Here is a 24,053-nt window from a genome sequence, read left to right as displayed (position 1 = left end):
TTTTCCACAGGAGGGACGATGCGAAAACTGAGCGCGCTGGTATTGGCGGCCATGCTGGCCTTGCCGGCTTTTGCGATCGACCGCCCCTTCCCCGCCAATATCCTGCGCGGCAAGTTCACGCCCGGCTACTATCCGGACATTACGCTGGACGGCAAGCCGCGCCAGCTATCGCCATCGGCGCGCATCTTCAATCAGGACAATCGCATTGAAATGCCGGCGGCTGTGCGTGGCACTGACATCGTGGTCAACTACACGGTGGATGGCATGGGTTATATCGACCGCATCTGGATATTGACCGACGACGAAGCGGCGCAGAAAGTGCCGGTCGCTAAATAACGAAATCGGGCTGGGCCGGCGTCTGCGCCAGCGCCGCAGCGCGACTATCGGCAAAGCGCAATAGCTCATCCGGCGCAATCGGCCGCGCGATGTGATAGCCCTGCAAATAGTGACAGCCCATCTGTTCAAGAATGGTGGCCTGGCCGGCGGTCTCTACGCCCTCCGCCACCAGCTGCAAGCCGAGGCTGTGGCCCATGGCGATAATCGCGTGCACCAGGTTGTTGCTGCGTTCGCTATGCTCGATGTCCATGACGAAGGCGCGGTCGATCTTCAGCGTGTTCAGGTGAAACTGGGTCAGGTAGCTGAGCGAGGAATAGCCGGTGCCGAAATCATCCAGCGAAATGCCGACGCCCAGCGCGCGCAGCTGCGCCAGCACGGTCTGCACGTTGAGGGTGTCCTCGATCAGCACGCGCTCGGTCAGTTCCAGTTCCAGCTGGTGCGGCGACAGGCCGTTGCGGATCAGCGCCTGCGACACCAGCGTGACAAAGCCGGGATCGGCCAGTTGCCACGACGAGACGTTGATGCTGATGGTGACGTCGTCCAGCGCACTCTGCTTCCACAGGCCGACCTGGCGGCAGGCCTGATCCAGCACCCAGGTGCCCAGCTCGATAATCATGCCGCTGTCTTCCGCCACAGGAATGAAGCGGTCCGGCGGAACCGGCCCCAGCAGCGAACTATTCCAGCGCAGCAGCGCCTCGACCTTGGTCAGCTTGCCGGTCTGGGCATTGGTGATGGCCTGGTAGACCAGCGAAAATTCGTTAGCTTCGATGGCGCCACGTAATGCGCCGTCGATCACCAGGCCGTCGCGCGCCACCGCATTCATGTCCTCGGTGAACATGCGCTGTTCGCCACGGCCGGTTTTCTTGGCCTCGTACATCGCGATGTCGGCATTGCGTATCAGCGTATCGCTATCGGTTCCGTGTTTTGGATAGCAGGCGATGCCGATGCTGGCCGTGACGCTGATGGCGTGATAGGACAGCTCGAAGCCGCGCGCCATGGCTGCAATGATGGCCTCGGCGCAATCGGCCGCCGTCTGCTCGGCGCTGTTCGGCGCCAGGTCCGGGATCACAATAATGAATTCGTCCCCGCCGAAGCGGGCCAGCACGTCGTTCGGCCGTAGCAGCGCGTGCAGGCGGCGGGCGGCCGAGCGCAGCAACTCGTCGCCGGCGGCGTGGCCAAAGGAATCGTTAACGCGCTTGAACTTGTCCAGATCGATGAACAGCACCGCGCATTCGCGACCGTTTTCGGCCGCCCTGGCCACTTTCAGCGCCAGCCTATCCGACAAGGCGTGGCGGTTGGAATAGCCGGTCACCGGGTCGACACGGGCGGCCTGGAATAACTGATCATCCTTCTTTTTGCGTTCGCTGATGTCTAGCAGCTGGACCAGACAGTACAAGCGGCCACGCTCGATGTAAGGCGACCCCAGCAATTCAACCGGCAGATGGTTGCCGTTACGCAGTTTAAATGTTGCCGTATCAGCAATCGGATATTGCACGCCGTCGGCTTCGAAACGGAAGAAATAATGGTCGGCCATTTCACGCGACAGGCCAGGTAACAGATCGCAGACGTGCTTGCCGATCAGTTGCTGGGCATTATCAAAACCTAATAATTTGGCGCAACGTTCGTTGGCGACGTGGACATAGCCGCGTCGGTCGCGGATCAGAAATCCGTGGCTCAGGCTGTCGATGGTGCGGGCGTAGCGCTGCTGGATTTCATCCTGCACGGCGTAGACCAGGCCGAGCATCGTGAGCACCTTGAGCAAACTGGTACCGATAAACCACACCACATACATGTCTTGACTGAGACTGACGGCGGCGAATAAATTAAAACCGCCCCGCAGCATCAACGTCAGGCCGAGGAAACGGTAGCGGTTATTAATACCGACCAGCCGGGTGCCCGCCCACAACATAATAAATCCCAGCGCGGCGGCACTGCCGCGAGGCAGCCAGTTATTTTCGATATTCCACAGCAGATAAAATATCCCGCTGGTGATGAGAACAGCCGGCGCCATCCAACGCACATGCACGGCGCGCAGTTTTCCGATAAAGAATTGCGTGCCGGACCAATATCCCGCTATGCCGGCCGATAAAAAGAAAGCGCTTAAATATAGTCGCCATTGCAGCGACATAAAATCTGCAGTGCCAAACCAGACGATACCGCCCGCCATAATGGCCAATTGGCCGATACCCCAGAATAGCGCGTGCTTTTCCTTGCGCTGCATCAGCCAAAGGAAAATCAGTAATGCGCTCAAGATGGTATCGGCGGTAAATTCCACCACCATCGCGGTGAGAAAGCCTGGATCTGCGCTCATTGACATGCGGCGCCGGTGCGGCGCGGTTCAGGTGACCATGTCATTGTAAGCCTAACTGGGAGAATCATGCCAAAAATTAGCGCATACTAGCCAGTTTTGAGCTTATGCCCTACAGAAACAGCGAAATGGCGAGACTCCACATCACCACCGCGATAATCCCATCCAGAATTCGCCATGCACTCGGCCGGGAAAATATCGGCCTCAAATACCGCGCACCGAGACCCAGGCTGCTAAACCATAGGATGGATGCCAACATTGCTCCCAAAGCAAAATAGAGCCGACCATCGCCAAGTTGTTGACCGCCGATGGAACCTAATAACACCACCGTATCCAGATAAACGTGCGGATTTAATAAACTGAAGGCCAACATGGCGGCGATAACCGTCTTGCGGTCAGGCGCAGTAGTATTTTTATCTTCCGCCATCGCTGAAGGATTAATAGCTGAACGCGCAGCACGCAATCCATACCAGAACAAAAATCCGGCACCGGCTATTTTTATCCAGAATAACAGCGATGGCGCTTCCATAATCAGTTGGCCCATGCCTGCTACGCCGGCGCCAATTAACACCACGTCGCAGATAATACAGATGGCTATGCAGGTAATTACAAATTCGCGCTTCAGCGCTTGCCGCAATAAATAAGCGTTTTGTGAACCGATGGCAACGATCAAGCTGCCGCCCAGACCGATACCTTTCAAAAAAGCGGTGGCTTCCATGGCCTTCTCCGTGCAAAAAAACGCCAGATTACGGCTCGCCGCAAGATAAGTATAATTAATCTTATTTGCCAAATATTAGATGAGCTAATGAGCCGCGTAGACTATCGGGGACTGGCCGCGCTGGACGCGGTGATCGATCATGGCAGTTTTGACAAGGCCGCTGCGGCCCTGTCGATCACCCAATCGGCGGTGTCGCAGCGCATTCGCATGCTGGAAAACAGCGCCGGCGAATTGCTGATTGTGCGCAGCCAGCCGCCCTCGCCGACCGAAGCCGGACAGCGCCTGATCGCCCACTACCGCCAGGTGCGGCTGCTGGAATCGGCGCTGGACAAACGCCCCGGCGAGCTCGATGTCCGCCCCGAAATCGCCATCGCCGTCAATGCCGACAGCGCCGCCACCTGGCTACAGGAAGCGGTGACGCCGCTGATGCATAGTGGCGACTGCATGTTGCAGATCCGCCTGGACGACCAGGACCACACGCTGAGCATGCTGCGTGAAGGCCGGGTTTTCGGCTGCGTCACCAGCGAAACCGCCCAGGTGCCCGGCACCACCGCCACGCCGCTGGGCATCATGCGCTATTTTTGCGTGGCGACGCCGGAGTTTGCCGCCCGCTGGTTCCCGGACGGCATGACGGCGGAAAACGTCCAGCGCGCGCCGGTGATGACCTTCGATCGCAAGGACATGCTGCAAACCCGTTTCATCGCCCAGCATACCGGCTACACCGGCCGTTATCCGCACCACGCGCTGTCCAGCTCGGAAGGTTATGTGCGGTTTGTCGAAGCGGGATTTGGCTACGGCATGCTGCCGCTGCCGCAATGCCAGCAGCAACTCCAGCAAGGCCAACTGGTCGACTTGGCGCCGGGAAAATGGCTGGACGTGCCGCTGATATGGCATATGTGGGACATCCAGACTCCGTTCACGCGGGCATTGTCAGATAACTTGATCACTACTGCACGCAAATGGCTGCTTTAAGCGGCCAACTCGGCGCGCACGCGGGCTTCCCACGCCGCTACGTCCGGCTGGTGCAGATAGCGCACTTCCGACGCCGGCTCATTCATCGGCGGGCCGACGCGCTGGTAAATCATCACGCTGGTCCACGATAGCGTGCCCGGCGCATGCGATTGCAGCAGCCGGAACGCCGGATGCTTGATCGGATAGGTGGTGGTAGTGACCAGCGCGCCTTCCTGCAATTCGCGCGCCAATTTGTTGCTGATCACGTCCATCAGCGGGCCGAAACAGGTGCTGTACAAGAACACCAGACTGGCGCCGCGCACATCGAACTTGAACATATCGCTCTCGACAAAGGCAATGCGCGAGCCCAATTCCAGCAAATGGCTACCACTGGCCGGCAGGCCGGATGGCAATAGCAGCGGCGTATCGCGCGTCAGCGGTCGCGGCAGTGATTCCAGCCCCTGACGCGTCAGCGTCAGCAGCTTGATCAGCCGCTCCTGCGCCAGCCGGTGCCGGTAATTCATCAGCTCGATGCCGACGCAGCGCGTGAAGGGTAAAGTCAGCGCGGCAGTCATCACCACCTTGCCCAGGCCGCTGCCTAAGTCGACCATCACGCCGCCCGGCGACAAAAACGGTTTGATGGCGTCGAAGTAGTTTTCCAGCTCGAAGCGCTGCATTTCGCCGTAGATCAGACCGCCTTCGAGGATCAGCCAGTCACGCACCTCCTCGTCGGAAATGGCCTCCAGCGGGCGAAAACCGGGCAGTGGCGCCAGCTTGGGCAACATGCCCATTGGCAGGATGCTGGCCGGCAGCGTGCCAATCATCACGCTCAGGTGCGGACGCAGGCGCTCGATCAGATAATCGTGGCGGGTCGGCTTTTCCAAGCAGGCGCGCAGCGCGTAGCCGATTTCCAGGAAAGGCAGGAATGGCGAACCGGGCGCCAGCTCCAAGGTGGGACGAGCGTGGACCTCGCCGCCCTGAATACTCTGGAACAAGGCCTCGAAGATATCAGCCGGCTGGCGGCAACGCAGAACCGGCTCGGCCGGCCGGTTTTCAGTACGGAAGGTGGGCTGCAGGGTCGTGCTATTCATCAGAACGAGGATTGCACTTCCCGTCAGTTTTGTAAATAGAACATCATGCCGGGCGCAACGGCTTTAGCATCTTTGCAACATCTTCGTAATGCGCCTGCCAGCCTGAACTGGCCAACCTGGGCGCGCACACCGGGCACACCACGAACGGATCGCAGTCATGCTGCAACTCGATGTAGAAGCGGCCGATGACCGGCTTGCCCGCATACGAATCCGTCATCACCGGACGCGACTTGAGCGACGGCTTGGCCACTGCCGGCACAAAGTCGGCACCGCCAGGCGGCAGCCAGCGCTCGAAGGCGCCGGTGTCTTTGCCATCCGGCACGTACCACGACTTGCGCTCGCTATTCCAGCGCGCGCCGAGCGCCTTGGCTTCTTCTTTTTCCGCGAACGGCACTTTTAAAAACATCATCTTCAATCACTCCCCGACAGCAAGATGATTATTTTACCGGCTGTGTGCGAAAATATGCGCATGCCTACGATAGAACCCCTCACCCTGACCCTGGCCGAAGTGGCCGAGCGCTGGAATCTGCTGCCGCAGGAAGTGCTGATCTCGCCACACGCGCTGCCGATGTATTTTTACTTTGACGGCCTGGTATTCGACTTCAACGACAAGTGGCACCGCGCCAATGGCGACGTCAGCGTCGTGCAGGCGCTGGAAGGCCACAAGACGCGCCAGTCCACGCTGGAAATCGACTTGCAGCGCCAGACCATGCACAAGCGCGGCCTGCTGAAGCTGACGCAATGGGAAGAAGCGCTGAGCGACGAGGAAATGCAAAGCCAGCAGTCCGAATCGGACCGGCTGACCGAGGAAATCGCGCGCTTGGGCGAATTACTGAAAAAGCGTAGCGAAGAACGCCAGCGCAGCGTGCGCAACGGCCTGTTGCGCGCCGCGCCGCGCAGCCTCAACGAAATCGCCGACCGCGGCCAGACCCGCTTCCCGCAATTCGCCTACATGCCGCACACGCCCAACCGCCCGGCCGGCGACGCGGCGGCGATCGTCGAAGGCTCGGTAGTGGCGCTGGAAGATGGCTTTCCGCTGAAGGAATTTTTAACTGGCGCGGATCTGGTGGTGGCGATGCAGGACATCCGCGCCGTCGAAGACCTGGCTAAATAAGCGCGATCCGTTTCTGCTCGCGCGCCGAGCGGTAGATCGCTTCGACGATACGGATATCGCGCAAGCCTTCCTCGCCCGGCACGATCGGCTCCTTGTTGTTGATCACGCACAGCGACAGATGGTCCAGCTGGCCGGACCATTGCGTCGCGCCCGGTCCCGGCGGCGGCGTGATCAAATTGCTGCGGTCCTGGCCGACCCACAGCTTGTTGCCGTCGTAGCGCGTGCCCGGCTCCATATCGATGCGGCCCTTGTCGCCCATCAACAGGATGTGGTTCTGGTTGGCGCTGTACATCGACATGCAGGACGCGATGACGCCGGATGGGAACTCCAGCTCGAACTCGATCATATCCTCCACCTCGCGGAAGCGTGGATCGTTGCGGTCGGTGGTTTCCTTGGCGTAGACGGCGATCGGTTCCTCGGCCGTCATATAGCGCGCGGCGTTGAGCGCGTAGATGCCGATATCCATCAGCGAACCGCCGCCGGACATGGCTTTCTTCAGGCGCCAGGAGTTGGGATTGCCGGCGGTGAAGCCGTGCTCGGAACGGAAGTAGCGCAGCTTGCCGATCTCGCCGGCGCGGGCGCGGCGGCGCGCTTCCAGATTGTTGGCCTCGAAGTGGCAGCGGTAGCCGATCATCAGCTTCTTGCCGGCCTTCTTGCAGGCGGCGATCATCGCTTCGCACTCTTTGGACGACACCGCCATCGGCTTCTCGCACATCACATGCTTGCCGGCTTGCGCGGCGCGGATGGTGTATTCGGCGTGCATCGAGACCGGCAGGCAGACGTAGACCACGTCAATGTCCGGATTGTCCTTGATGCTATCGAAATTCTGGTAATTGTAGATGCTGCGTTCCGGCACGCCGTACTCGGCCGCGACACGCTTGGCCTTGACCGGGTCGCCACTGACCAGCGCCACCAGCTTGCTGTGCTGACAGTTCTTAAACTGCGGAATGATAATCCCCAGCCCATAGCCGCCCAGCCCGACAATCGCATAACCCAACTTCCGCTCCGGCGTCGCCGCCAACACCGGCAAACCCACCGCCGACACCGTGATAGCGCTACCAGCAGCCAACACAAGCCCGCGTCGATTCAAATCAATCATCTCCTCACTCCTCTTTTAATGGGGTATGAGGCAATTTTAGTATAGATGCAATGCGCAGGATCATCTGGAGCGGAATTTATTGAGCGCCAGGGGCTTTCGCGATTTGCGCCAAGGCGACGTCCAGCGCCTGCGCGGCGGGCACCTCGACGTCCGGCTGCACGCCAGTGCGTTCCCAGTTGGCCTTGGTGACCGGATCGACGCTGCGGCCAATCGCCACGAAAGCAATCAGGTGATGCGACACCGGTTCGCCAAACTGCTTGTGCGCGCCACCAGAAGTCTTGCGGCCGACAACTACCGCCCGCTTCTGCTTCTGCAAACCGTAGGCAAAAGCTTCCGCCGCCGATGCGGTTTCTTCGTCAACCAGAATATATAGCGGACGCTGGCTGCCATAGCGTGGCCCGGTCAGCTTGGTGGTGGTGATGAATGAATCGGTGACCTTGCCACTGCGGTCCAACTCGTCCATCGCGCAAGTCGACAATCATGGCCTGGCTGTCAGCCGCCTGCGACATCACCTTGGCCAGCGCCTCGGTGGCAAATGCATCCACTGGCCCGAAGCGGCTGACCTGCAGATACGCCACCTTGCCCTTCATCTCGAATTTGGCCAGGCCAAAATTGTCCGGCCCCGGACGCGCAACCGGCACAGCCGGCTTGGGCGGTGGTGGTGGCGGCTCCTCCAACGCATCAAACTCAACATACACCAGACCGTTGTGCTGATCCGGCACGATCGCGTCCAGATCCTTTTGCACCTGTTCCGCCAAGGCTTTTTCCTCCAGCCCGGCATAGTCGCCATGCTTCAGGTGACTTCGCAGACTATCGGCCAACAGCTTGCCTTTGGCAGGGAAAACGTAGGTATCTTGCAGCTTCTGCGCGTATTCTTCAATCAGCTTGGTGCGCGCGCCATCGTCAAATTCTGCCGCCTGTACCACCCGGCAAAACTCAAAGCAGCCAGCAGCACCATGCGAGAAAACGGAATCATTTCTGCCTTCGAATGAAGTTGAAGATGCAGGAATAGTAACATTACTTCCGGGCGGGTCTACTGCCAGTCCTAAGGCAGATCGGCATTTAAGTGATTTCTAAATGACCAAACTTAAGCTGAATTGGTCGCTGCGCAGCCACGAAAACAATCAAAAACCCAACCTTTTCTCAGGAGTTTCGCCATGAAAGTTATCGCCCACATTGCAGCATTGACGCTCGCCACCCTGACCGCCAGTGCCGCCATGGCCCAGAGTGCCGACCACGCCAAACCCATCGTCAAAACCACCTGCGCCGATTACATCTCCCTGGACGAAACCATCAAGCCGCGCTTCATCTACTACGTCGTCGGCCACGGCCAGAACGGCAAGAAAGAAGCGGTGTTTGAAGAAGTGGCCATCGACAAGATCAAGCCTGAGCTCGACAAATTCTGCTCGATCAACCTGACCAAGTCGGCCTACGACAAAGTCATTGCCAGCAGCGTCGCCTCCGAAAAGGCATATCGCCAGCAGCACGAGGCCACCAAAGCCAAATAAATGGCCGGCTGTTACAAAGCATGAGAATTGAAAGCATGTCGAACTGTAAAATTGCCGCAAGACAATTATTTACGGTTCGACATGAACAGCACAGCATTACTGATCGCCGCCACCATCGGGATACTGATTGCAATCTCGCTTATCCCGAAAAAGCGCAGCAAACTCAAGCCGCTCAGCCAGCTGAAGGTCCAGCCACGCAGGCCGCTGACTGCGCGCGAACAGCAAATGTTCTTCCGGCTGACGGAAACCCTCACCGACTGCACTGTGTTTGCTCAAGTGCCGCTGGCCGCCCTGCTGACCACCAGCGACCACCACGACCGCAACCGCTACGATCGCAAAATCGCCGACTTCCTGATCTGCACCAAAACTCTGACACCGATCGCCGTGATCGAACTGGACGACAGCACCCACGACAATAAAATCGCGAAAGATGCGGACCGCGACGCCATGCTCAGAAACGCCGGCTACCAGACCATCCGCTACCGCAACTATCCCTCACCGGATCAGCTACGCCAGGACATTGAGAACGCATTCAAGAAAGTAGCGGGGCTGACGCCCCAGACGGCGCAGAAAATCTAACGCCAGATGAAATAATAGCTGCCCAAGAGCAGCTATTAAAAATTGGTAGGCCCTCGCGGAGTCGAACCGCGCACCAAAGGATTATGAGTCCGCCCGTCTGAGCATTTCCATGGTTTCCCTTCTCCGCCTAAAATTCCCAGTCTCATAGGGGAAACGCTGTTTTCTACGGCAATCCAGCCGCCGAAACTTCCCGATTGTTTCCCTTAATTTGCTAGAATTTGCCTACACAGTGCCTACATGGCGCCTACACAGGGAGAATCGACGGGTGGCAAAGGTCAATTTCACAGCCGACCGGGTGGCCGCATTTCAATGCGAAGCCGGCAAACAACAGAGCATCATGTGGGATGCGAAGACGCCGGGCTTGGGCCTGCGGGTCACTGCCGCCGGCGCGCGCTCGTATATATTCGAAACCCGGCTGGACGGGAAAACCATCCGCATCACCATCGGCGACATTCGGACGTGGACGGTGGCGAAGGCTCAGGCCGAGGCCACTCGCCACAAGGCACAGACCGACCAGGGCATCGACCCGCGCCAGGTGCGCGCCGACCAGCGCGCCCAAGCTGATGCGGCCCACCTGGAGGAGCGGCGGAAAGACGTCACGCTTGGCGACGCTTGGCCGGTGTACCTGGAGGCCAGAAAGCACAAATGGGGCGCCCTCACCTACGCCGACCACGTGAAGCTTGCCGACAAGGGCGGCCAGCAGAAAAAGCGGGGCGAGGGGGAAACCCGCGCCAAGCCTCTCGCGGCACTCCTTCCCAAACTGCTGACCGATTTGAACGGCGAGTGCATTGCACACTGGTTGAAGAAGGAATCAGAGAGCCGGCCAACGTCTGCAGCGCTGAGCTACAGGCTGTTGCGCGGGTTCATCCGCTGGGCGGCAGACGTGCCCGAGTACTCCGGCCTGGTCCCGGCCGATGCCTACTCTGCGCGCACTGTCCGCGACGCACTGCCGCCAGTCAAAACCAAAGAGGGTGACTGCCTACAGCGCGAGCAGCTGGCCGACTGGTTCGCTGCGGTCCTCAAAATCGGCAGCCCGACCATCAGCACCTATCTGCAAGCCCTGCTCATCACCGGCGCACGGCGCGAGGAAATGGCGGCGCTTCGCTGGGATGATGTGGATTTCAAGTGGCGCAGCCTGTCCATCCGCGACAAGGTGGAGGGAACGCGCATCATCCCGCTGACGCCGTATCTCGCCGCACAGCTAGAGACGCTGAAGCGCATCAACAACACGCCACCGGCGCCGAGGAAGCTGCGCAGCGGCCGGCGTCCGCCGCCAGAATGGGCGCCGTCACCATGGGTATTCAGCAGCGCCATGTCCGATAGCGGCCGGCTGGCTGAGCCCCGTATTGCGCACAATGAAGCGCTGAAAGCGGCCGGCCTTCCCCATCTGACATTGCACGGGCTGCGCCGGTCCTTCGGTACACTATGCGAGTGGACGGAAACGCCAAGCGGCGTGTCAGCGCAAATCATGGGCCACAAGCCCAGCGCGCTGGCGGAGAAACACTATCGCCGCCGGCCGCTGGACCTGCTGCGCAAGTTCCATGACCAGATTGAGGCGTGGATGCTGGAGCAGGCTGGCATCCAGTTCCAACAAGCGCCAGCAGGATTACGCGTGGTCGCTTCATGATGTCACCAGAAGAGCGCCGCACACTCTGTATTCATGAGGCAGCACATGCGGTGATAGCCGCTCTCGGAGGTGCGTTCGTGCAGCAAATTGTGCTTGGCGCCGAGGCCGGGTTTTGTGTAATCGAAGGCTTCAATGTGCGCCGCGAGTTTATATGGTGGGACGAGGACGCGAAATGCTACGCATCGGACAGGGCAGCATTCGAGTCCTACGCGCGCGCGATTGAGCGTCAGACGAACAGCTTTGATGCCGACCTCAAGAAAGCTGCTGGGATTAGAGCAAACGTAAAAAACACGCTGACCCAGATGCGAAAGGATGTTCGCGTAAGCCTGTGTAATCTTCTGGCAGGCCCTATTGCGGACGCGATTTGCGCCGGCGAAGGTACGTGGTCGCTTGTAGTCGGCTTCGATTTTGAATTTGATACTGACGACGTGCAGGGCCATGATATCCCCAAAGCGCTGGCGCTGGCCGGCCTACTGCCAAGCCCTAAAGAGCTTGAGCATGCCAGAATAAGTACTGAGGCGATGCTCCGGCGCGAGGAGGTTTGGGCGCGCGTCCAAGCGCTTGCAGACTTACTCGCTAAGCGCGGAGAGCTTTGCGAAGAACTGGATGCGATGCTGCCATCTGCAATAAAGGGCTGGCCAACGTCGCCACAGACGCGCGTTCGCCCCTAAGCCGTCGTCCGGCCGCCTGACCGTATCAGGCACGATTTACGCTGCAGTCTACCTTTAGCGGGGGAAAAGTCGGCTCCTTCACCGACCTGGTTGCAGCACCTATTTCATGAGGGCGACACCTGAAGGGGTGCCAATGATTGAACCGATAACACTCACGGTCGCGGAGCTGGCTGCGCGATGGGGCCAAACACCCCGGCAAGTGCTGCAATTCGCCCTACACAAATGCTTTCCGATGTACTTCTATTTCGACGGCCTCGTTTTTGACGCGGGGGACGAATGGCATCGAGCAAACGGCGCGTGGCTGGAAAATCAGGAGCGAGAGCGGCTGGAGAAAAGCATTGCCGCTGGTGAAGCGCAACTAAAGCGACACCTTCAATACATTCAGGGGCTGGTTAAGCCAACAGAATGGGAGCAGCCAATGGATACCGATGCCGTCAAGGCAGTCCGAATGCAGATTGACGAGGATGGTGCACAACTCCGGCACATACGCGAACGCTTGAAAGTACGCGATACCGAACGCCTAGCGTGCTCACGCAATGGCCTCGTGCGTGCAATGCCTGGCACACTGCAATCGGTGCTGGAGCGGGGCTCTGAACCATTCCCGCGCTGGGGCTACCGGCCGGGCGCGCCGGTGAAGATTATAGAGCGCAATGGCAACCAGCAACACCTGGACGGACATATTTGGGCGCTGGAAGATGCTCGGTACCCAAAAGAGCTTTTGACCGCAGACGACTTGCAAGCCCTGATGACGGACATCAAGGACATTGAAACCCCCGCCACAAAAGCACCAGCACCTAATGCGCAATCGAAAACGCTGGCGGGGAGCAGCATGGATAATGCGGAACCCTCCACTTCAAGGCACACTTTGAAATCCCGTTCAAAGGCGATTCTGCATGCCGAAATTGCTGAAGCTTGTAAGTTGGCAATCAACCCAAGCGACACCACGAGCGTCTGGACGGAACTTGTAAAGCTGTCGGAGAAGAAATTTGGTTGCCTGATTGGCCCGGATGAAAAGGAAATCAAGTACCAAGATGGCGAGGTTGTTCGGAGCTTCAGGAAGCGTAACTTGAGCGAAAGGTTGGCACGCGCAGCAACGCGCGGCGACGCGTAACGACGCACCGGCTCGCGTGGTTACGCGCGAATATCGGAGAAAATCAATAAGCCGGAAATGATGCACTCATACCGTGAAAACGGGGCTACAGGAGTGCATCACATGCAAACAGTTTCGCTTCCCCCAGCGCTGGCCGCCGTCGCTCAAGGCCGTGACCACATCACCACTGCCGAGTTCGCGCGCGCCATGTGCCGTGCCACCCAAACCGTCCTGAAGAATCACTGCCTCACCGGCGAGTGCTACGGCGTGCGCCCCATCAAGCGCGGCAAAATGCTCATGTGGCCTCTGGCCGGCGTCGCCCGCGCGCTGAGCTCGGAGGCGTAATGGACCGCCCACCACCGGGCGACCGCCCAAAGAAAAAGTCCGGCCGCCGCCAAGCAGAACCGGACCTATTCCCAGCATCTAAACCTGCTGCAGATTCTACACCATCTGCACATTTTTCGGGCACCGATAACCCTCGCCACCTGCGCGTAATCCACTCGCTGCTGCTGCGCGCGCGTCGCCGCGAGGAAATCGACCATATCGCCGGCGCCAGCAATGGCCCGGAGCTCATTGCCGAGCTGCGCCGCCGTGGCCTTCGCGCCTCTTGCCGCCGCACGCCCTGCATCGACCGCGATGGCCGCCAGGTCTGGCCTGGCATCTACGAGCTTGACGACGCCGACCGCCGCGCCATCAACGCCTGGTTGCGCCTGCGCGACCGCAAGGGCGGCCGATGATTGGCGCCGTCCACCGCCTGCGCGCTGCCGCGCTGCGCCCGCTGCCGCCACCATCGCCCGGTTTGGTGGTCCTGCTGGCGCTGGTGGGCGCTTGCCTAAAAGGCTGCGGAGGCTGAATGGGTATCGACCGCAGCAACCGCAAGAAAGGCGACTCAGGGCGCGACGGCGGCGGGTTCGTGGCTCTGCCATGGTCCGTCCTTGATTGCCCCGCCTACGCCCGCCTATCGCATCCTGCGCGCGGCTTGCTGCTTGAGTTCGCGCGCCAGTATGTCCGCGACAACAATGGCCGCCTGTTGGGCTCCTATGCGTACCTGGAGCCGCGTGGCTGGACAAGCAAGGACGTTATCACGCGGGCCAAGCGCGAACTGCTTGAGGCCGGATTTATCTTCGAAACAGCCAAAGGACAGCGGCCGAACAAGGCCAGTTGGTACGCCCTCACCTGGTATGCGCTGGACAAACTTGATGGCTACGACGCCGGTGTTACCGCCGCATTCGAGCGTGGAGCGTACCGAGAAAACGGGCCTCAGAAAAACGCAAGCCTTAGCCCGTCTGGCGGGCGTATAGCACCGGCTATTGGCCCGTCTGGCGGGCTAGAGGCACCATCCATTGGCCCGTCTGGCGGGCCAATGAGAGGTGTTTTGCGCACTTCCCTTAGCCCGTCTGACGGGCACCATCTAGAGAAGCCATCTGCAGTTCGGAATTTGACGACGCAACGACGCCCAGCAGCACCGGCCGAATCACAAACGCCCGATGGGCAGAAAGTAATGACGCAATGAACACGAAACCGCTGTTTCCTGGTGAAGCCCATAACCTTCCGCCGACCGATGACAAAATTTCGTCGCTGACCGACGCCCAAATTCGGACCCTCGCCGCCGTCAAAGAGCTGGGCGGCTGGAACACCTCGCGCGGCATCTGCGCCGCCGGCGGTGCAAACGCCTGCCTCTCCGCGCTGGTACGCAAGGGCCTGCTGGTCGACCGCGTATTCGGTGAGCACCAGCATTCCGGCTTCGGCACGCGCATGTGGCGGCTGGCGTAACGCGCGAGTATGCAAACCATTTTGAACACCCGCCCCGCCGACCAGCGCCGGCAATTGAGCAGCGCGACATCGGCGCCAACACCCGCCGGTGGCGGAAGTCTCCCCAACGCCGCCCCCCCCCCAGCGGGGAGTCGCGACTTCCAGCGCCAATGGGATAACGACCATCCGGCTGCGACCTGGTGCGGAGACCGAGGCGAGTTCGTACAGGCCACCGGCCCGCCGCCGAGCGCCTGCCACCTGTACTCATGACTGACGACGATTTTCGTCGGTAGTGGGCCACCGATGAACAAACAACCGGCCGGGCGGTACCCGGAACTTGAACTGAGAGGCAAGACCATGAAACTGAAATTGAACAAAGACGGCTCGGCCGTCGTCCGCAACGGCATGCCGGTCTACGTGCACGCCAATGGCCGCGAAGAGGCATTCGACGCCCCCGCCGCCTGGAAGCTGGCGTTGGGCAAACACTTCGAAACCTCGCCGGTGATGACTGGCTTGAAGCTGCCGGCCGACGTGGCCGCATCCTTCTTCGGTGACTCCTTCCGCATCGAGGCCGGCAAGCTGGTGGCCGTCGACAAGCTTGGCATCCAGCTGTACTCGCCTACGCGCCATGGCGAAGCCGCCGACTTCAACGAGGCATTCGCGCAGCTGGTCGACCGTTACGAGCGCAAGGGCATGATTCAGCGCGAGCCTGACGCCGGCGCTGCGCCAGGTGCAGCAGCGCCGGCCGGTCGGCAGCAGGCCGGCAGCACCATCACCCGCGCGCAATTCGACTCGCTGCCACCTGAGAGCAAGGGCAAATTCATGGCCCAAGGTGGCCGCATCGCTGATGGCCCTGCTGCGCCAGCAGGCAAACCGGTAGCGTCAGCACCACCGGCCGGCGGAAAGGCCATCACCCGCGCGGCATTCGACCAAATGCCCCAGACCGACCGCCACAGCTTCGTCAAATCGGGCGGCAGGATATCGGACTGACCGAAATCGGCCCGCTGAGCGGCTGGCGCTGCTCAGCTATACCAACCCACTATGCAAGAGCCGTTCGGGCCACAGCGGCCCGATTTACGGCCTTCCAGCCACAAACCGAGGAGCGTACTACATGGGCTTTGCTAACAGATACCTGCATGCTGTCAATTCTTCTGACCTGCGTGACGATGAACACCACCACGCCACCGATGCGCTGTGCGCCGCCGCGCTGGCCGACACCACCGGCGCCGGCATTGGCTCGCTGCTGTCGCGCGTGAAGTACGCTGACGGCACGCAGCAAAAGCTGTTCGAGTCGGGTACCGCCAACCTCGCGCAGCTGCTGCGCATCTGGACTGCGCGCGTTATCGAGAAGGGCCGCGAGCGCAAGTGGGTAAAGGAAGGCACAGCTTGGGATGCTCAGGCCGCGCAAGCTCTGTACCGCCGCGTAGCCGAGCGCTCGCTGGCCTACTGGCTCGACGGGAAGTGTCCGGCGTGCAGCGGCAGCGGCAACTCAAAGGACCGCCGCATCTGTGTCCCGTGTAAGGGCACGGGCAAGGCTGAAATCACCGGCGCTGGAGGCTTTGAGCTGGAGAAAGTCAAAGACATGGTATCCGAACTGGAAGGCCTGCTTCATTCTTACAATGCTCGTGCGTCGGTAAGGCTGCGCAACAATCAAGGCGCTTGATACACATCAAATGGAGCGCACGACGGCAGGCCGCCAACGTCATCGAGCTGGAAGGCGCCGTAGTACTGCTGCCGGCGTAATCACATCACCGCCCACATGGGCAGAAAGCAACCACATGAACACCACCACCTACCGCAACGGCGAACCCGCCAACCTGGGCGGCCCTGAGATTCTGGTCATCTGCGGCGACATCCTGCGCTGCGACGGTCATATGGGCGCCGAGCAGGTGCCGGCCGAGGGCATGCAGTTCGCCCGCGACGCCGTGGCCGGCATCCTGGCTGCTGCGCGCGCCGGCGGCTACAAGCAGTGCGACATTCTGGAAACCCTGCTGTTGCGCGGCGATATGACGCCCCGCATCGGCGCCATGGCCAGGGAGGCATGCGACGCCGCCGGCCTGCCAGCGCTGCGCCAGCTGTTCGACCGCATCGGCCCGTTTGTGGACGAATGACCCGCTTCCACCTTTACCCAGCTTGACCGATTCGCACCATGGCCAACATTCCTACCGCTGTCGCAATACATATCCTGCAAGGGCTCGCGTGCTTTGACACCCCTGAGCAGGTGGCCGCCTCCGTCAAGGTGAATTTCGGCCTGGTGCTAACCCGCCAGCGTATCGAGGCGTGGCACCCTGAGCGGCGCGCCGGCGCCAAGCTGGGCGCGCACTGGCGGGAGATGTTCTACGAGACGCGCGCGAGGCTACTGGCCGAGGTGGAGAACATCCCCATCGCCTGCCGGTCGTATCGACTCAAAGTGCTCCAGCGCGTCGCCGAGCAGGCCGAGGCGGCCGGAAACCTGCCGCTGGCTATCAAGGTGCTGGAGCAGGCCGCGCGCGAGACCAGTGAGCATTGAGGGTATGCTCCGGGCGAGCGTAACAAGGCGCGATGGTCTGCGAGCTATGCAGGCCGGACATGGTGGCACTACCCACCAGAACACTGGCCAAGGTCAAGATAGAAACGATACGAATGATGGAACGCATGAGAAACTCCTAAGTGAAGGCCAGAAGGGCCGATACTTGGATATAGCGTTATCTGTTTATATCGCTTCACCACTCCCGCTTAGTACTCGTTGCATTTACCCTTATTTTACAGGGAGATTCCCGCTTTTTTGTGCGCAGGTAACACCTTGATTTCTTAAAGAAATTGATCATTTTCAATCGTAGTAAGTGCGCATCAAGGTGCGCAGCTGAGCGCGGTAAAATTGGAGGTAATGACCGCCACCGCCCAACTGCAGCACCTGCTCAACGATGACTTTTTCACCGATGCGCCGCTGGTGCCACTCGCCGCCATCCGTTCTAGCGGCTCGGTCGCCACTCCTCCGGTCGATGCGAGCACCATGCTGCGCTATTTCTGCGGAGGTGGCGAACCGTCCTTACCGTACAGCCGCCGGCTCGCTGAGCTGGGACGGGTAGCTGGTGTTAGCCGCTTCCGTCAAATACTCGCAACCGATGCCGGAAATCCTGCATCGCCCCGAAGTGGGGAAAATCCCATATCGCCCCACGCAGTTCTAAACCCGGGAATATCCCGTATTTGCGCCCAGCACGAACCGGGAAAATCCCGGTATGGGAAATCCCATACTGCTGCCGATGCCGTGCTTCTGAAATTTTAGGAACGCACTACTCCTCATTACCATTCGCGAATGCTCGCGAGGCGTCGCGACGGCGACCGCAACGCCACCGGCAACGGCACCTGTCACTCCTGCAACGCGTTGCAGGTGACTTATGACCTATCTAGGATGCCAAAACAGCCCCTCAGTTGTCGAACAATACAAGACCTGATATACATTTGCCATTTGAACTTCTCGAGGCGCACATGGATGGTATTTCAGCAGCAATTGGTGCAGCAATAGGTGCTTTTGTCGGAGCCTATTTACGCAGCTATCTTTCGACCAAAGGTGCAAATCTAGCGACCAGAGAAGACATTCAACCGATAACAGAAATCGTGGAGTCGGTGAAGACACAGAACGCTATCCTAATAGAAGCAACGAAGCTAAAAAATCAGCTTCGGATGGCGGCCGTAGATAAACGGCTAGAGGTGCATCAACAGGCGTTCATATGGTGGCGCCAAATGTTCGAAGCACTTCACACCGAAGCAGCGGAAAAAACGGCATTTGAATCTCAACAATGGTATGTTCAGAACTGTCTTTACTTAGAGCAATCCGCACGCGTAGCATTTCTAGAGGCTGCTGGCGCCCTTCGTAGCCACCATGCGCTGCTCGAATGCCGCACGGAAGCCGATGCTGTGCAAAAGAATTTCGACAGGTTGATGCGTGGCGGGGAAGCAATATTGCAGGCGGTGGCGCTTCCCGGGTTTACCGACCAAGAGCGCCAAGAACTAAATACCAGAGAAGCCGCTCACGCGTAATGATGGAGCTCAACCAAGCCCCTTGCAAGCCCCTTCGACGGACCTTTGCGCGCCAGGCCGCCGGCACCCTGCGAAAACCCAGCAGGTTCCCAGTGGGATGCGACTCGCATGCGACCCGGTGCCCGCTGGGCGACAACGAGCGTTGAACGGATGTTGCCCAAGCGTTGGGCGCGCGCTGGAAACCACCCAGGTATTGGGCAATTTGCGAGGGACTTAAACTCACCCGCAAATGCCGGTTTCCCCGGTATTTGGTAGGCACCTTCTCAATACCAGATTTTCAGGTAATTACCGCCGTCGGCTTCCCGAACTACACAGCATTGGCGGCATGGCTTGCGCCATCCTCAAAACGTTTGGTCTACGATGGGGCGCGGCTATTCGGTCGCCATTCTGAGGAGCGAGTCATGGGCAAGAGCGGAACGAGTGGTAATGCGAGCAAGGGGGGCGGCACCAGCACTGGGGCGCGGCAGAGCACGGCTGGCGGCAATTCCAGCGGCGGCGTTGCGAGACCAGGTGCTGGAGCGGGCAAGGGGCCGGGCAATGCTGGCGGCTGGCCGAGCACTACCGGCGGTGTGTCTGGTGGCAACCGTAGCAACGGCAAGCCGAGATAGTCACCCCAAATCCCAGCCAAACGGTATTTGGGTGGCCTCTACATACGGGATTTTCCCGCATGTACCGGGCTGCCACCGGCCGCGAGTGAACATCGGTAACGCGCTAATTCTGCGCATGGGCAGAATTGCGAGTAGGTTTGAACGACTCGCAACACCTGGTCTCGTTTGGCGGAACGACACCCGCTGCGTCCAACGAAAAAATTCTGACGGCAGCCACACGCCCCCCCAATTTCGGAGCGTCTCGCTGCGCTGGAACTGACCGGATTATTCCCGGTCAGTAGCTAACAAACTTGTGCCTGCTGCGGACTATTTTTTACAGGGGAATGCCTCTTTTAACGCCGTCACAACCAAATAGTTTGCGCCCTCGTCCCATCGTTCGGGATGCTGTTTCACATAGTTGTGCACAACGGCCATAAGTTGCCCCGCCCGAGCAGTACCAGGCGAACAAAATGCTACACCGTCGAGCGCGTCATGAACGCCTGTGACATAACCATAGAGGTTGGCAGCATCCTGATAGTCTACAGCTGTTCCTCTCCCGCCAATAATTCTATCTTGAGCATCTCCCCATTTACTCAGATTAAACCCAGTAACAAAACCAGCTGTGGCAGAAGAAGGCCACGCCAGCACCCATGCGAGCAGCAGTATTTTTTTCATTTACCCACCATTTTGTGGCTCATTTTGCAGGCCACGCTCTACTCGGCTTGGCAGTACGAACAGAACTTCCGCCAAAGTGCGGGCGAAGTCTAAGACACGGCGCGCATCCGCTTCACTCGGCAAGTCGGCAGCATCGTCCGCATGGCGCTGGTCGTTCGCATCCAAACGGACGGCATGAGCCCACTTACCCATATCCTCTGTCAGAACGTGGTCCGCGACGGCTCTTTCGATTCGGTTGTACAGACTACCGTCTGGATAATTCTTTGCCTTCAGCATCGAGTCGACTGCGCTCGCCGCCAGCATGACCGCACCAGCTGGCGCATGCAAGCTGTCATGAGCTTGTTGCAGATAGGCGCGTGGCCTTTCAGGAATTTGTATGTCCACCTCTCTCGTGGAAGGATAGATTTCCGTCGCTGGGCCTTGATGCGCCGGGCCGGCACCAGTGACAACACCACCGCATCTGCGACAGCTATACATGTACCAAAATCTCTTGAATTGTCCAGCGTGGTTGGTCGTTTCGACCCAGTGCAACTTTGCGAGGTTTGGATTTGCGACTGCACAGTGTGGACAGCGTGGAAGCTCCAAGTTTTGCGATAACATCGGAATCATATTAAATCGTCCAAAATAAACATTATTATAGTTAACAAAGAGATAATCAACTACATTTGAGATTGAGGAAGATAAAATTGCTTGACGCATCTTGAGCGGCAGCCTATTCTAAAAAGGCATCGGACAAAGACGGTGCCGGGTTTGGCGACTCGATTTGCGCAGGGCGGACGACCGCCCTCCCTAGGCGGTTTTTTTACGTCCGTTGCATCACTGTGTCTTCTATGAGCGGCGGTGGTGGGGATACCTTCGGGTATGCCGGTTTCCCTGTGCGCCGGTTCGCCAACCCCACCATTTGCTGCTCTCCCCGTTTGGCGACGAGGTGAGCGGTCTAGCAACCGCACAGGAGGCAACACCATGCCAGGTACCACCACGCCCAGCGCCAGCACGGCGCACGCACAATCCCGCAACAACTCCCCGCTGACCGTCACTCCGCCGCGCGCGAGCGTTGCGCTGCTCGCACCTGCCGACGGCGACCGCCTCACCGAGGCCCAGCTCATGCGCTATGAAGTCGAGACGCTGTGCTCGCACATGCTCTGGCTGCGCGCCTGGTGGGAGCGCCATGGCGAAGGCATCCGCGCCGCCGACCGTCGCGCCGCCGCTCACGTGCACGACCACTTTATCGACGGCGCCGGCTTCGCGCGCGCCATCGCAAGGCAGGCCGGCTTCATCATGGATGAGCAGCGCATGCGTGATTACAGCTGGGGCCGCAGCTTCCAGACTGGCCGCGCCTCCGGAGGTGCCCAATGAGCGCGACTTCCACCACCAGTAGCGCGCCGGCCACCGGGTCCACCGCTGATGAACTGTTCGCCGCCGCCTTCAGCCAGCCGCGCGACCCGCGCAGCGCCGCCTATAAACAAGGCGTGCTGGCTGCGCTGAAATTCCGTATCGACGGCCGCCGCATTCCCAAGCTCTACGACCCGGCCACCGCCGAGGATGATGCTTACTACGCCGGCCAAGCTGAGGGCCACGCCATCTGGCGCCGCGCGCAGGCAGAAAGCGCAGGTGCCGCATGAAAACGCCTTCGAAGGAAGAGGCCGCCGCCCTGGCACTGGTGCCCCCCACGCTGACGTCCGACGAAAACAAGCTGCTGCAGCGTTACCGCGCCACGGCGCCTTACTGGCGCGCCGACATCGTCGACTTCGCCAACATGGTCGCCAAAATGTTCCCGCTTGAACGGGAGCCGGCGCCGGCTGGCCACATCAAGCTGGTCAGCGACGACGGCGGTGCGAAATGAACCGCCCGCAGATGACCACAGACCCCGTCATAGGGGAAGCGCTGTTCGACGTGTTCAACGAGCGCGGGCTGGCGCTGCTGTTAGGCGTGTCCCATGCAGATGCCTGTCGAGTCGCGGACGAGCGCCAGGCTGTCGGTGATAGGCAGTGGGCCGGCGAAATCCGCATCGCTATGGCGCGGCGCGGGCCCGAGGTACTGAAGCTGCGCACAACCATCGAGCGCGTGGCCGGCCGGCTGGAAGTGTGGTGCGAGGTCGACCGCCTGCTGCCGAGCGGCCTGACGGTTGCGGAGCTATTCGCCAGGGTACGGCCGCAGCTGGTCGCTACCATCGAGGAGGCCGCCGCTCGCGCGCTCGACCAGTCACCGGCGCCGCAGGCCGTGGGCATGAGCATAGACGTTGGCGCCGCTGACCCGGGCATAGTTCTACAGGTGCATGACCCGGTGGCCTGCGCAGCAGACCTGGCCGGCAGACTGGACTACCTGCAGCGTATCGTGGAGAAGGTGCTCGGCGGCCAGCGCGCGTGCGGCGAGTGGCGCATGGGGTTGTAATCGCTGCTGGCGCTGGAAAGCAAGGGGGGTGGCAAAACAGCACCCCCTTATTGTTCTGGCAAGGGAGTAGCGAAACGCTACCCCCCTGAGTGCTCTAATGGAGTTCGGTGCTTTAATAGTCTGTGTACAAATGACTTACACAGGTGCCACAGACAATTCGTCCTCGCGAAGCGCATGCCTTGCGTGCTGCAACTTCATCTTGGCAGGCGAATTTTGTGTCAGAGCTCTCCGACTTGTTCATTTTTCTGCAAATTGACTTCGCCGGAACATTACAAGTTTCCGGATTGGTATTAAGCATTTCTCCTTCGAAGAGATGGAGTTCCTCCGTATTCTCTTTTTCCAACAGCGTGTAGACCAGCATAAGCTCTCCTAACAAATAGCCCCCCATGGGCCTAGTTGTTAACAATACACCTATTTTTAATAGGATACATCGGTTAAAAATATGCAACATTACCGGTGTTAGAAAACGAACGATTTCTAACATCCATGAAAGGGAAGCATTAGCCATGTTGGAAATATATCCCTTGCAATTTCTAACAGGTGGATATATTCTAACAGTGTTTTCTAACAGTCTTAACCGGAGAGACACCATGGCAACCTTCGCATACGGCCGCGTCAGCACCACCGAACAGAGCGCAGACAATCAGCGCATCGAGATTCAAGCCGCAGGCCATCAGGTGGATTTCTGGTTTGCCGACACCATCAGCGGCAAGACGAGCGCCACCCAGCGCCCGCAATTCGCCGCGCTGCTCGGTCAGATTCGGGATGGTGAAACACTGGTGGTGGCGAAGTTGGACCGCCTGGGCCGCGACGCGCAAGACGTCGGCGCCACGGTCAAGCTGCTGGCCAGCCGCAAGATTGCCGTCATTGTGCTTCAACTGGGCAAGCTGGACCTAACGTCGCCGGCCGGCAAGATGATGCTGACCATGCTGGCCGCCGTCGCAGAGATGGAGCGTGACTTGCTGGTGGAGCGCACGCAAGCTGGCCTGGCACGCGCAAAGAGTGAAGGTAAGACGCTGGGCCGACCGTCGAAGACAACTCCCGAGCAGCGCGCTGACATCATTGCCAAGTACTCGGCCGGCGAGAGCGTTAGCGCGTTGGCCCGCATGTACGAGGTCTCTCGCGCCAATATCCTCAATGTGGTCGCATGCTAGCCCAAAGCTAATGGGTCTGAAACGCTGCGGTAAGCCCGGCGGACAACTCTTCCCACTTAGTCGGAGCGTCGCCGGTAATTGGCTGGAAGTCACTCTCCCTTCCCAATGGCGAAAAAATCGCCGGAACGGTGGCGCTGGCCGAGCAGAATAGGCGCATGTTCAGCGGTGCGTCTAAATTCACGCATTTTACGTGCACTTGGAGATTGCATTCAGGGTTCGCTAAAAGCACTCCTAGGTCCCGAACATAGTACTTGGTGTTAGATTGCACTGTATTCTGACCCGGAATTTGCATCGAATTCTGACCCACTCTTCGATTAATTTTTCGGGGTTATGCTGGGATTAGTTTGGTCCTTCGCTCCTTTCCTGTAGTTTGAGTTGAGCT

General features: G+C 59.5%; 33 protein-coding genes. 24 read left to right on the top strand and 9 right to left on the bottom strand.

The genetic code is table 11. From position 1 onward, the window contains the following. The first annotated feature begins 18 nt into the window (after positions 1 to 18). Positions 19 to 336, top strand: coding sequence for a hypothetical protein (locus GTP69_RS28485; RefSeq protein WP_161058028.1), 318 nt, complete (start codon positions 19 to 21; stop codon positions 334 to 336). On the opposite strand, the gene GTP69_RS28480 is transcribed toward GTP69_RS28485, so the two are convergent. Together GTP69_RS28480 and GTP69_RS28475 are read right to left on the bottom strand one after the other, a co-directional pair. Then, a complete protein-coding gene (locus GTP69_RS28480) occupies positions 329 to 2,647 on the bottom strand; it encodes a putative bifunctional diguanylate cyclase/phosphodiesterase (RefSeq protein WP_229261191.1) in 2,319 nt (772 codons plus the stop codon). The two genes, GTP69_RS28485 and GTP69_RS28480, sit on opposite strands and share 8 nt — an antisense overlap. A 109-nt stretch (positions 2,648 to 2,756) precedes the next feature. Continuing rightward, positions 2,757 to 3,362 (bottom strand): LysE/ArgO family amino acid transporter, encoded by a 606-nt coding sequence (locus tag GTP69_RS28475; protein ID WP_161058027.1) that lies wholly within the window; start codon positions 3,360 to 3,362, stop codon positions 2,757 to 2,759. An 87-nt stretch (positions 3,363 to 3,449) separates the two neighbouring features. Between GTP69_RS28475 and GTP69_RS28470 the strand changes: the two genes are divergently transcribed. Then, positions 3,450 to 4,334: a LysR family transcriptional regulator ArgP gene (locus GTP69_RS28470; protein ID WP_161058026.1), complete on the top strand. Its 885-nt coding sequence runs from the start codon at positions 3,450 to 3,452 to the stop codon at positions 4,332 to 4,334. Here the strand turns inward: GTP69_RS28470 and GTP69_RS28465 are convergent. Both GTP69_RS28465 and GTP69_RS28460 read right to left on the bottom strand, forming a co-directional pair. Further along, positions 4,331 to 5,404: a class I SAM-dependent methyltransferase gene (locus tag GTP69_RS28465; RefSeq protein WP_161058025.1), complete on the bottom strand. Its 1,074-nt coding sequence runs from the start codon at positions 5,402 to 5,404 to the stop codon at positions 4,331 to 4,333. The genes GTP69_RS28470 and GTP69_RS28465 overlap by 4 nt on opposite strands. A gap of 43 nt (positions 5,405 to 5,447) precedes the next feature. Next, a complete protein-coding gene (locus GTP69_RS28460) occupies positions 5,448 to 5,813 on the bottom strand; it encodes a DUF5710 domain-containing protein (protein ID WP_161058024.1) in 366 nt (121 codons plus the stop codon). Between the two features lie 60 nt (positions 5,814 to 5,873). Here GTP69_RS28460 and GTP69_RS28455 point away from each other — a divergent pair, with 60 nt between their 5' ends. Next, complete coding sequence (locus tag GTP69_RS28455) at positions 5,874 to 6,518, top strand: hypothetical protein (RefSeq protein ID WP_161058023.1); 645 nt, start codon at positions 5,874 to 5,876, stop codon at positions 6,516 to 6,518. On the opposite strand, the gene GTP69_RS28450 is transcribed toward GTP69_RS28455, so the two are convergent. Both GTP69_RS28450 and GTP69_RS28445 read right to left on the bottom strand, forming a co-directional pair. Further along, positions 6,511 to 7,617 carry a Gfo/Idh/MocA family protein gene (locus GTP69_RS28450; RefSeq protein ID WP_161058022.1) on the bottom strand — a complete coding sequence of 369 codons (1,107 nt, stop codon included), beginning with the start codon at positions 7,615 to 7,617 and terminating at the stop codon, positions 6,511 to 6,513. The genes GTP69_RS28455 and GTP69_RS28450 overlap by 8 nt on opposite strands. Positions 7,618 to 7,693: 76 nt before the next feature. Continuing rightward, a complete protein-coding gene (locus tag GTP69_RS28445; RefSeq protein WP_161058021.1) occupies positions 7,694 to 8,080 on the bottom strand; it encodes a S41 family peptidase in 387 nt (128 codons plus the stop codon). Here GTP69_RS28445 and GTP69_RS31545 point away from each other — a divergent pair. The 16 genes from GTP69_RS31545 to GTP69_RS28365 all read left to right on the top strand — a co-directional run bounded on the left by GTP69_RS31545 (position 8,049) and on the right by GTP69_RS28365 (position 18,864). Continuing rightward, entirely contained in the window at positions 8,049 to 8,609 is a 561-nt protein-coding gene (locus tag GTP69_RS31545) for a hypothetical protein (protein WP_229261190.1), read from the top strand. The genes GTP69_RS28445 and GTP69_RS31545 overlap by 32 nt on opposite strands. Positions 8,610 to 8,774: 165 nt before the next feature. Beyond that, the gene (locus GTP69_RS28435) at positions 8,775 to 9,125 is read left to right on the top strand and encodes an HdeA/HdeB family chaperone (RefSeq protein ID WP_161058019.1); all 351 of its coding nucleotides are present in this window, start codon (positions 8,775 to 8,777) and stop codon (positions 9,123 to 9,125) included. A gap of 51 nt (positions 9,126 to 9,176) precedes the next feature. Then, positions 9,177 to 9,704: a DUF2726 domain-containing protein gene (locus tag GTP69_RS28430; RefSeq protein WP_161058018.1), complete on the top strand. Its 528-nt coding sequence runs from the start codon at positions 9,177 to 9,179 to the stop codon at positions 9,702 to 9,704. Between the two features lie 265 nt (positions 9,705 to 9,969). Further along, positions 9,970 to 11,331 (top strand): tyrosine-type recombinase/integrase, encoded by a 1,362-nt coding sequence (locus tag GTP69_RS28425; RefSeq protein WP_161049705.1) that lies wholly within the window; start codon positions 9,970 to 9,972, stop codon positions 11,329 to 11,331. Continuing rightward, a complete protein-coding gene (locus GTP69_RS28420; protein WP_161049706.1) occupies positions 11,328 to 12,002 on the top strand; it encodes a hypothetical protein in 675 nt (224 codons plus the stop codon). Before GTP69_RS28425 ends, GTP69_RS28420 begins: the two co-directional genes overlap by 4 nt. Before the next feature lie 133 nt (positions 12,003 to 12,135). Next, positions 12,136 to 13,113, top strand: a complete 978-nt coding sequence (locus GTP69_RS28415) for a hypothetical protein (RefSeq protein WP_161049707.1) — start codon at positions 12,136 to 12,138, stop codon at positions 13,111 to 13,113. 102 nt (positions 13,114 to 13,215) lie between these two features. Then, the gene (locus tag GTP69_RS28410) at positions 13,216 to 13,437 is read left to right on the top strand and encodes a hypothetical protein (RefSeq protein WP_161049708.1); all 222 of its coding nucleotides are present in this window, start codon (positions 13,216 to 13,218) and stop codon (positions 13,435 to 13,437) included. Continuing rightward, complete coding sequence (locus GTP69_RS28405) at positions 13,437 to 13,829, top strand: hypothetical protein (protein WP_202424608.1); 393 nt, start codon at positions 13,437 to 13,439, stop codon at positions 13,827 to 13,829. The genes GTP69_RS28410 and GTP69_RS28405 overlap by 1 nt, the downstream gene beginning before the upstream one ends. Before the next feature lie 116 nt (positions 13,830 to 13,945). Continuing rightward, entirely contained in the window at positions 13,946 to 14,605 is a 660-nt protein-coding gene (locus tag GTP69_RS28400) for a hypothetical protein (protein WP_161049709.1), read from the top strand. Continuing rightward, a complete protein-coding gene (locus GTP69_RS28395) occupies positions 14,602 to 14,865 on the top strand; it encodes a hypothetical protein (RefSeq protein WP_161049710.1) in 264 nt (87 codons plus the stop codon). Before GTP69_RS28400 ends, GTP69_RS28395 begins: the two co-directional genes overlap by 4 nt. Positions 14,866 to 15,201: 336 nt before the next feature. Beyond that, on the top strand, positions 15,202 to 15,834 hold the full coding sequence (locus GTP69_RS28390) for a DUF6651 domain-containing protein (protein WP_161058017.1): 633 nt from the start codon (positions 15,202 to 15,204) through the stop codon (positions 15,832 to 15,834). Between the two features lie 121 nt (positions 15,835 to 15,955). Then, positions 15,956 to 16,507: a hypothetical protein gene (locus tag GTP69_RS28385; protein WP_161049712.1), complete on the top strand. Its 552-nt coding sequence runs from the start codon at positions 15,956 to 15,958 to the stop codon at positions 16,505 to 16,507. 115 nt (positions 16,508 to 16,622) lie between these two features. Next, complete coding sequence (locus GTP69_RS28380) at positions 16,623 to 16,955, top strand: hypothetical protein (protein ID WP_161049713.1); 333 nt, start codon at positions 16,623 to 16,625, stop codon at positions 16,953 to 16,955. 38 nt (positions 16,956 to 16,993) lie between these two features. Continuing rightward, positions 16,994 to 17,353 (top strand): DUF2280 domain-containing protein, encoded by a 360-nt coding sequence (locus tag GTP69_RS28375; RefSeq protein ID WP_161049714.1) that lies wholly within the window; start codon positions 16,994 to 16,996, stop codon positions 17,351 to 17,353. A 357-nt stretch (positions 17,354 to 17,710) separates the two neighbouring features. After that, positions 17,711 to 18,109 carry a hypothetical protein gene (locus tag GTP69_RS28370; protein ID WP_161049715.1) on the top strand — a complete coding sequence of 133 codons (399 nt, stop codon included), beginning with the start codon at positions 17,711 to 17,713 and terminating at the stop codon, positions 18,107 to 18,109. A gap of 203 nt (positions 18,110 to 18,312) precedes the next feature. Continuing rightward, positions 18,313 to 18,864, top strand: coding sequence for a hypothetical protein (locus GTP69_RS28365; protein ID WP_161049716.1), 552 nt, complete (start codon positions 18,313 to 18,315; stop codon positions 18,862 to 18,864). 914 nt (positions 18,865 to 19,778) lie between these two features. Here the strand turns inward: GTP69_RS28365 and GTP69_RS28360 are convergent. Next, on the bottom strand, positions 19,779 to 20,126 hold the full coding sequence (locus GTP69_RS28360; protein ID WP_161049717.1) for a Rap1a/Tai family immunity protein: 348 nt from the start codon (positions 20,124 to 20,126) through the stop codon (positions 19,779 to 19,781). Beyond that, complete coding sequence (locus tag GTP69_RS28355; RefSeq protein ID WP_202424607.1) at positions 20,127 to 20,825, bottom strand: DUF4145 domain-containing protein; 699 nt, start codon at positions 20,823 to 20,825, stop codon at positions 20,127 to 20,129. A 405-nt stretch (positions 20,826 to 21,230) separates the two neighbouring features. Between GTP69_RS28355 and GTP69_RS28350 the strand changes: the two genes are divergently transcribed. The 4 genes from GTP69_RS28350 to GTP69_RS28335 are packed head-to-tail and all read left to right on the top strand — an operon-like array spanning position 21,231 to position 22,517. Beyond that, positions 21,231 to 21,482, top strand: a complete 252-nt coding sequence (locus GTP69_RS28350) for a hypothetical protein (protein ID WP_161058016.1) — start codon at positions 21,231 to 21,233, stop codon at positions 21,480 to 21,482. Then, a complete protein-coding gene (locus tag GTP69_RS28345; protein ID WP_161049719.1) occupies positions 21,479 to 21,748 on the top strand; it encodes a hypothetical protein in 270 nt (89 codons plus the stop codon). The genes GTP69_RS28350 and GTP69_RS28345 overlap by 4 nt, the downstream gene beginning before the upstream one ends. Further along, complete coding sequence (locus GTP69_RS28340; protein ID WP_161049720.1) at positions 21,745 to 21,969, top strand: hypothetical protein; 225 nt, start codon at positions 21,745 to 21,747, stop codon at positions 21,967 to 21,969. Before GTP69_RS28345 ends, GTP69_RS28340 begins: the two co-directional genes overlap by 4 nt. Beyond that, positions 21,966 to 22,517, top strand: coding sequence for a hypothetical protein (locus tag GTP69_RS28335; protein WP_161058015.1), 552 nt, complete (start codon positions 21,966 to 21,968; stop codon positions 22,515 to 22,517). Before GTP69_RS28340 ends, GTP69_RS28335 begins: the two co-directional genes overlap by 4 nt. 112 nt (positions 22,518 to 22,629) lie before the next feature. Here GTP69_RS28335 and GTP69_RS31160 read toward each other — a convergent pair whose 3' ends face one another. Continuing rightward, positions 22,630 to 23,025, bottom strand: a complete 396-nt coding sequence (locus tag GTP69_RS31160; protein ID WP_202424606.1) for a hypothetical protein — start codon at positions 23,023 to 23,025, stop codon at positions 22,630 to 22,632. Positions 23,026 to 23,107: 82 nt separating this feature from the next. On the opposite strand from GTP69_RS31160, the gene GTP69_RS28325 reads away from it, so the two are divergent. Continuing rightward, positions 23,108 to 23,671 (top strand): recombinase family protein, encoded by a 564-nt coding sequence (locus GTP69_RS28325; RefSeq protein WP_161049722.1) that lies wholly within the window; start codon positions 23,108 to 23,110, stop codon positions 23,669 to 23,671. Positions 23,672 to 24,053: the final 382 nt, after the last annotated feature.

Origin of the sequence: Duganella levis (assembly GCF_009857605.1) — a bacterium.
Classification (GTDB): Bacteria; Pseudomonadota; Gammaproteobacteria; order Burkholderiales; family Burkholderiaceae_D; genus Rugamonas; species Rugamonas levis.
Note: the sequence above shows the minus strand (reverse complement) of the source record. Positions and strands in the feature narration are given on the sequence as shown.

Coding starts and splice junctions, on each gene's coding strand:
- GTP69_RS28485 (WP_161058028.1), top strand. CDS start 19: ATGCGAAAACTGAGCGCGCTGGTATTGGCGGCCATGCTGGCCTTGCCG.
- GTP69_RS28480 (WP_229261191.1), bottom strand. CDS start 2,647: ATGAGCGCAGATCCAGGCTTTCTCACCGCGATGGTGGTGGAATTTACC.
- GTP69_RS28475 (WP_161058027.1), bottom strand. CDS start 3,362: ATGGAAGCCACCGCTTTTTTGAAAGGTATCGGTCTGGGCGGCAGCTTG.
- GTP69_RS28470 (WP_161058026.1), top strand. CDS start 3,450: ATGAGCCGCGTAGACTATCGGGGACTGGCCGCGCTGGACGCGGTGATC.
- GTP69_RS28465 (WP_161058025.1), bottom strand. CDS start 5,404: ATGAATAGCACGACCCTGCAGCCCACCTTCCGTACTGAAAACCGGCCG.
- GTP69_RS28460 (WP_161058024.1), bottom strand. CDS start 5,813: ATGATGTTTTTAAAAGTGCCGTTCGCGGAAAAAGAAGAAGCCAAGGCG.
- GTP69_RS28455 (WP_161058023.1), top strand. CDS start 5,874: ATGCCTACGATAGAACCCCTCACCCTGACCCTGGCCGAAGTGGCCGAG.
- GTP69_RS28450 (WP_161058022.1), bottom strand. CDS start 7,617: ATGATTGATTTGAATCGACGCGGGCTTGTGTTGGCTGCTGGTAGCGCT.
- GTP69_RS28445 (WP_161058021.1), bottom strand. CDS start 8,080: ATGGACGAGTTGGACCGCAGTGGCAAGGTCACCGATTCATTCATCACC.
- GTP69_RS28435 (WP_161058019.1), top strand. CDS start 8,775: ATGAAAGTTATCGCCCACATTGCAGCATTGACGCTCGCCACCCTGACC.
- GTP69_RS28420 (WP_161049706.1), top strand. CDS start 11,328: ATGATGTCACCAGAAGAGCGCCGCACACTCTGTATTCATGAGGCAGCA.
- GTP69_RS28415 (WP_161049707.1), top strand. CDS start 12,136: ATGATTGAACCGATAACACTCACGGTCGCGGAGCTGGCTGCGCGATGG.
- GTP69_RS28410 (WP_161049708.1), top strand. CDS start 13,216: ATGCAAACAGTTTCGCTTCCCCCAGCGCTGGCCGCCGTCGCTCAAGGC.
- GTP69_RS28405 (WP_202424608.1), top strand. CDS start 13,437: ATGGACCGCCCACCACCGGGCGACCGCCCAAAGAAAAAGTCCGGCCGC.
- GTP69_RS28400 (WP_161049709.1), top strand. CDS start 13,946: ATGGGTATCGACCGCAGCAACCGCAAGAAAGGCGACTCAGGGCGCGAC.
- GTP69_RS28395 (WP_161049710.1), top strand. CDS start 14,602: ATGAACACGAAACCGCTGTTTCCTGGTGAAGCCCATAACCTTCCGCCG.
- GTP69_RS28390 (WP_161058017.1), top strand. CDS start 15,202: ATGAAACTGAAATTGAACAAAGACGGCTCGGCCGTCGTCCGCAACGGC.
- GTP69_RS28385 (WP_161049712.1), top strand. CDS start 15,956: ATGGGCTTTGCTAACAGATACCTGCATGCTGTCAATTCTTCTGACCTG.
- GTP69_RS28380 (WP_161049713.1), top strand. CDS start 16,623: ATGAACACCACCACCTACCGCAACGGCGAACCCGCCAACCTGGGCGGC.
- GTP69_RS28375 (WP_161049714.1), top strand. CDS start 16,994: ATGGCCAACATTCCTACCGCTGTCGCAATACATATCCTGCAAGGGCTC.
- GTP69_RS28370 (WP_161049715.1), top strand. CDS start 17,711: ATGACCGCCACCGCCCAACTGCAGCACCTGCTCAACGATGACTTTTTC.
- GTP69_RS28365 (WP_161049716.1), top strand. CDS start 18,313: ATGGATGGTATTTCAGCAGCAATTGGTGCAGCAATAGGTGCTTTTGTC.
- GTP69_RS28360 (WP_161049717.1), bottom strand. CDS start 20,126: ATGAAAAAAATACTGCTGCTCGCATGGGTGCTGGCGTGGCCTTCTTCT.
- GTP69_RS28355 (WP_202424607.1), bottom strand. CDS start 20,825: ATGCGTCAAGCAATTTTATCTTCCTCAATCTCAAATGTAGTTGATTAT.
- GTP69_RS28350 (WP_161058016.1), top strand. CDS start 21,231: ATGCGCTATGAAGTCGAGACGCTGTGCTCGCACATGCTCTGGCTGCGC.
- GTP69_RS28345 (WP_161049719.1), top strand. CDS start 21,479: ATGAGCGCGACTTCCACCACCAGTAGCGCGCCGGCCACCGGGTCCACC.
- GTP69_RS28340 (WP_161049720.1), top strand. CDS start 21,745: ATGAAAACGCCTTCGAAGGAAGAGGCCGCCGCCCTGGCACTGGTGCCC.
- GTP69_RS28335 (WP_161058015.1), top strand. CDS start 21,966: ATGAACCGCCCGCAGATGACCACAGACCCCGTCATAGGGGAAGCGCTG.
- GTP69_RS31160 (WP_202424606.1), bottom strand. CDS start 23,025: ATGGCTAATGCTTCCCTTTCATGGATGTTAGAAATCGTTCGTTTTCTA.
- GTP69_RS28325 (WP_161049722.1), top strand. CDS start 23,108: ATGGCAACCTTCGCATACGGCCGCGTCAGCACCACCGAACAGAGCGCA.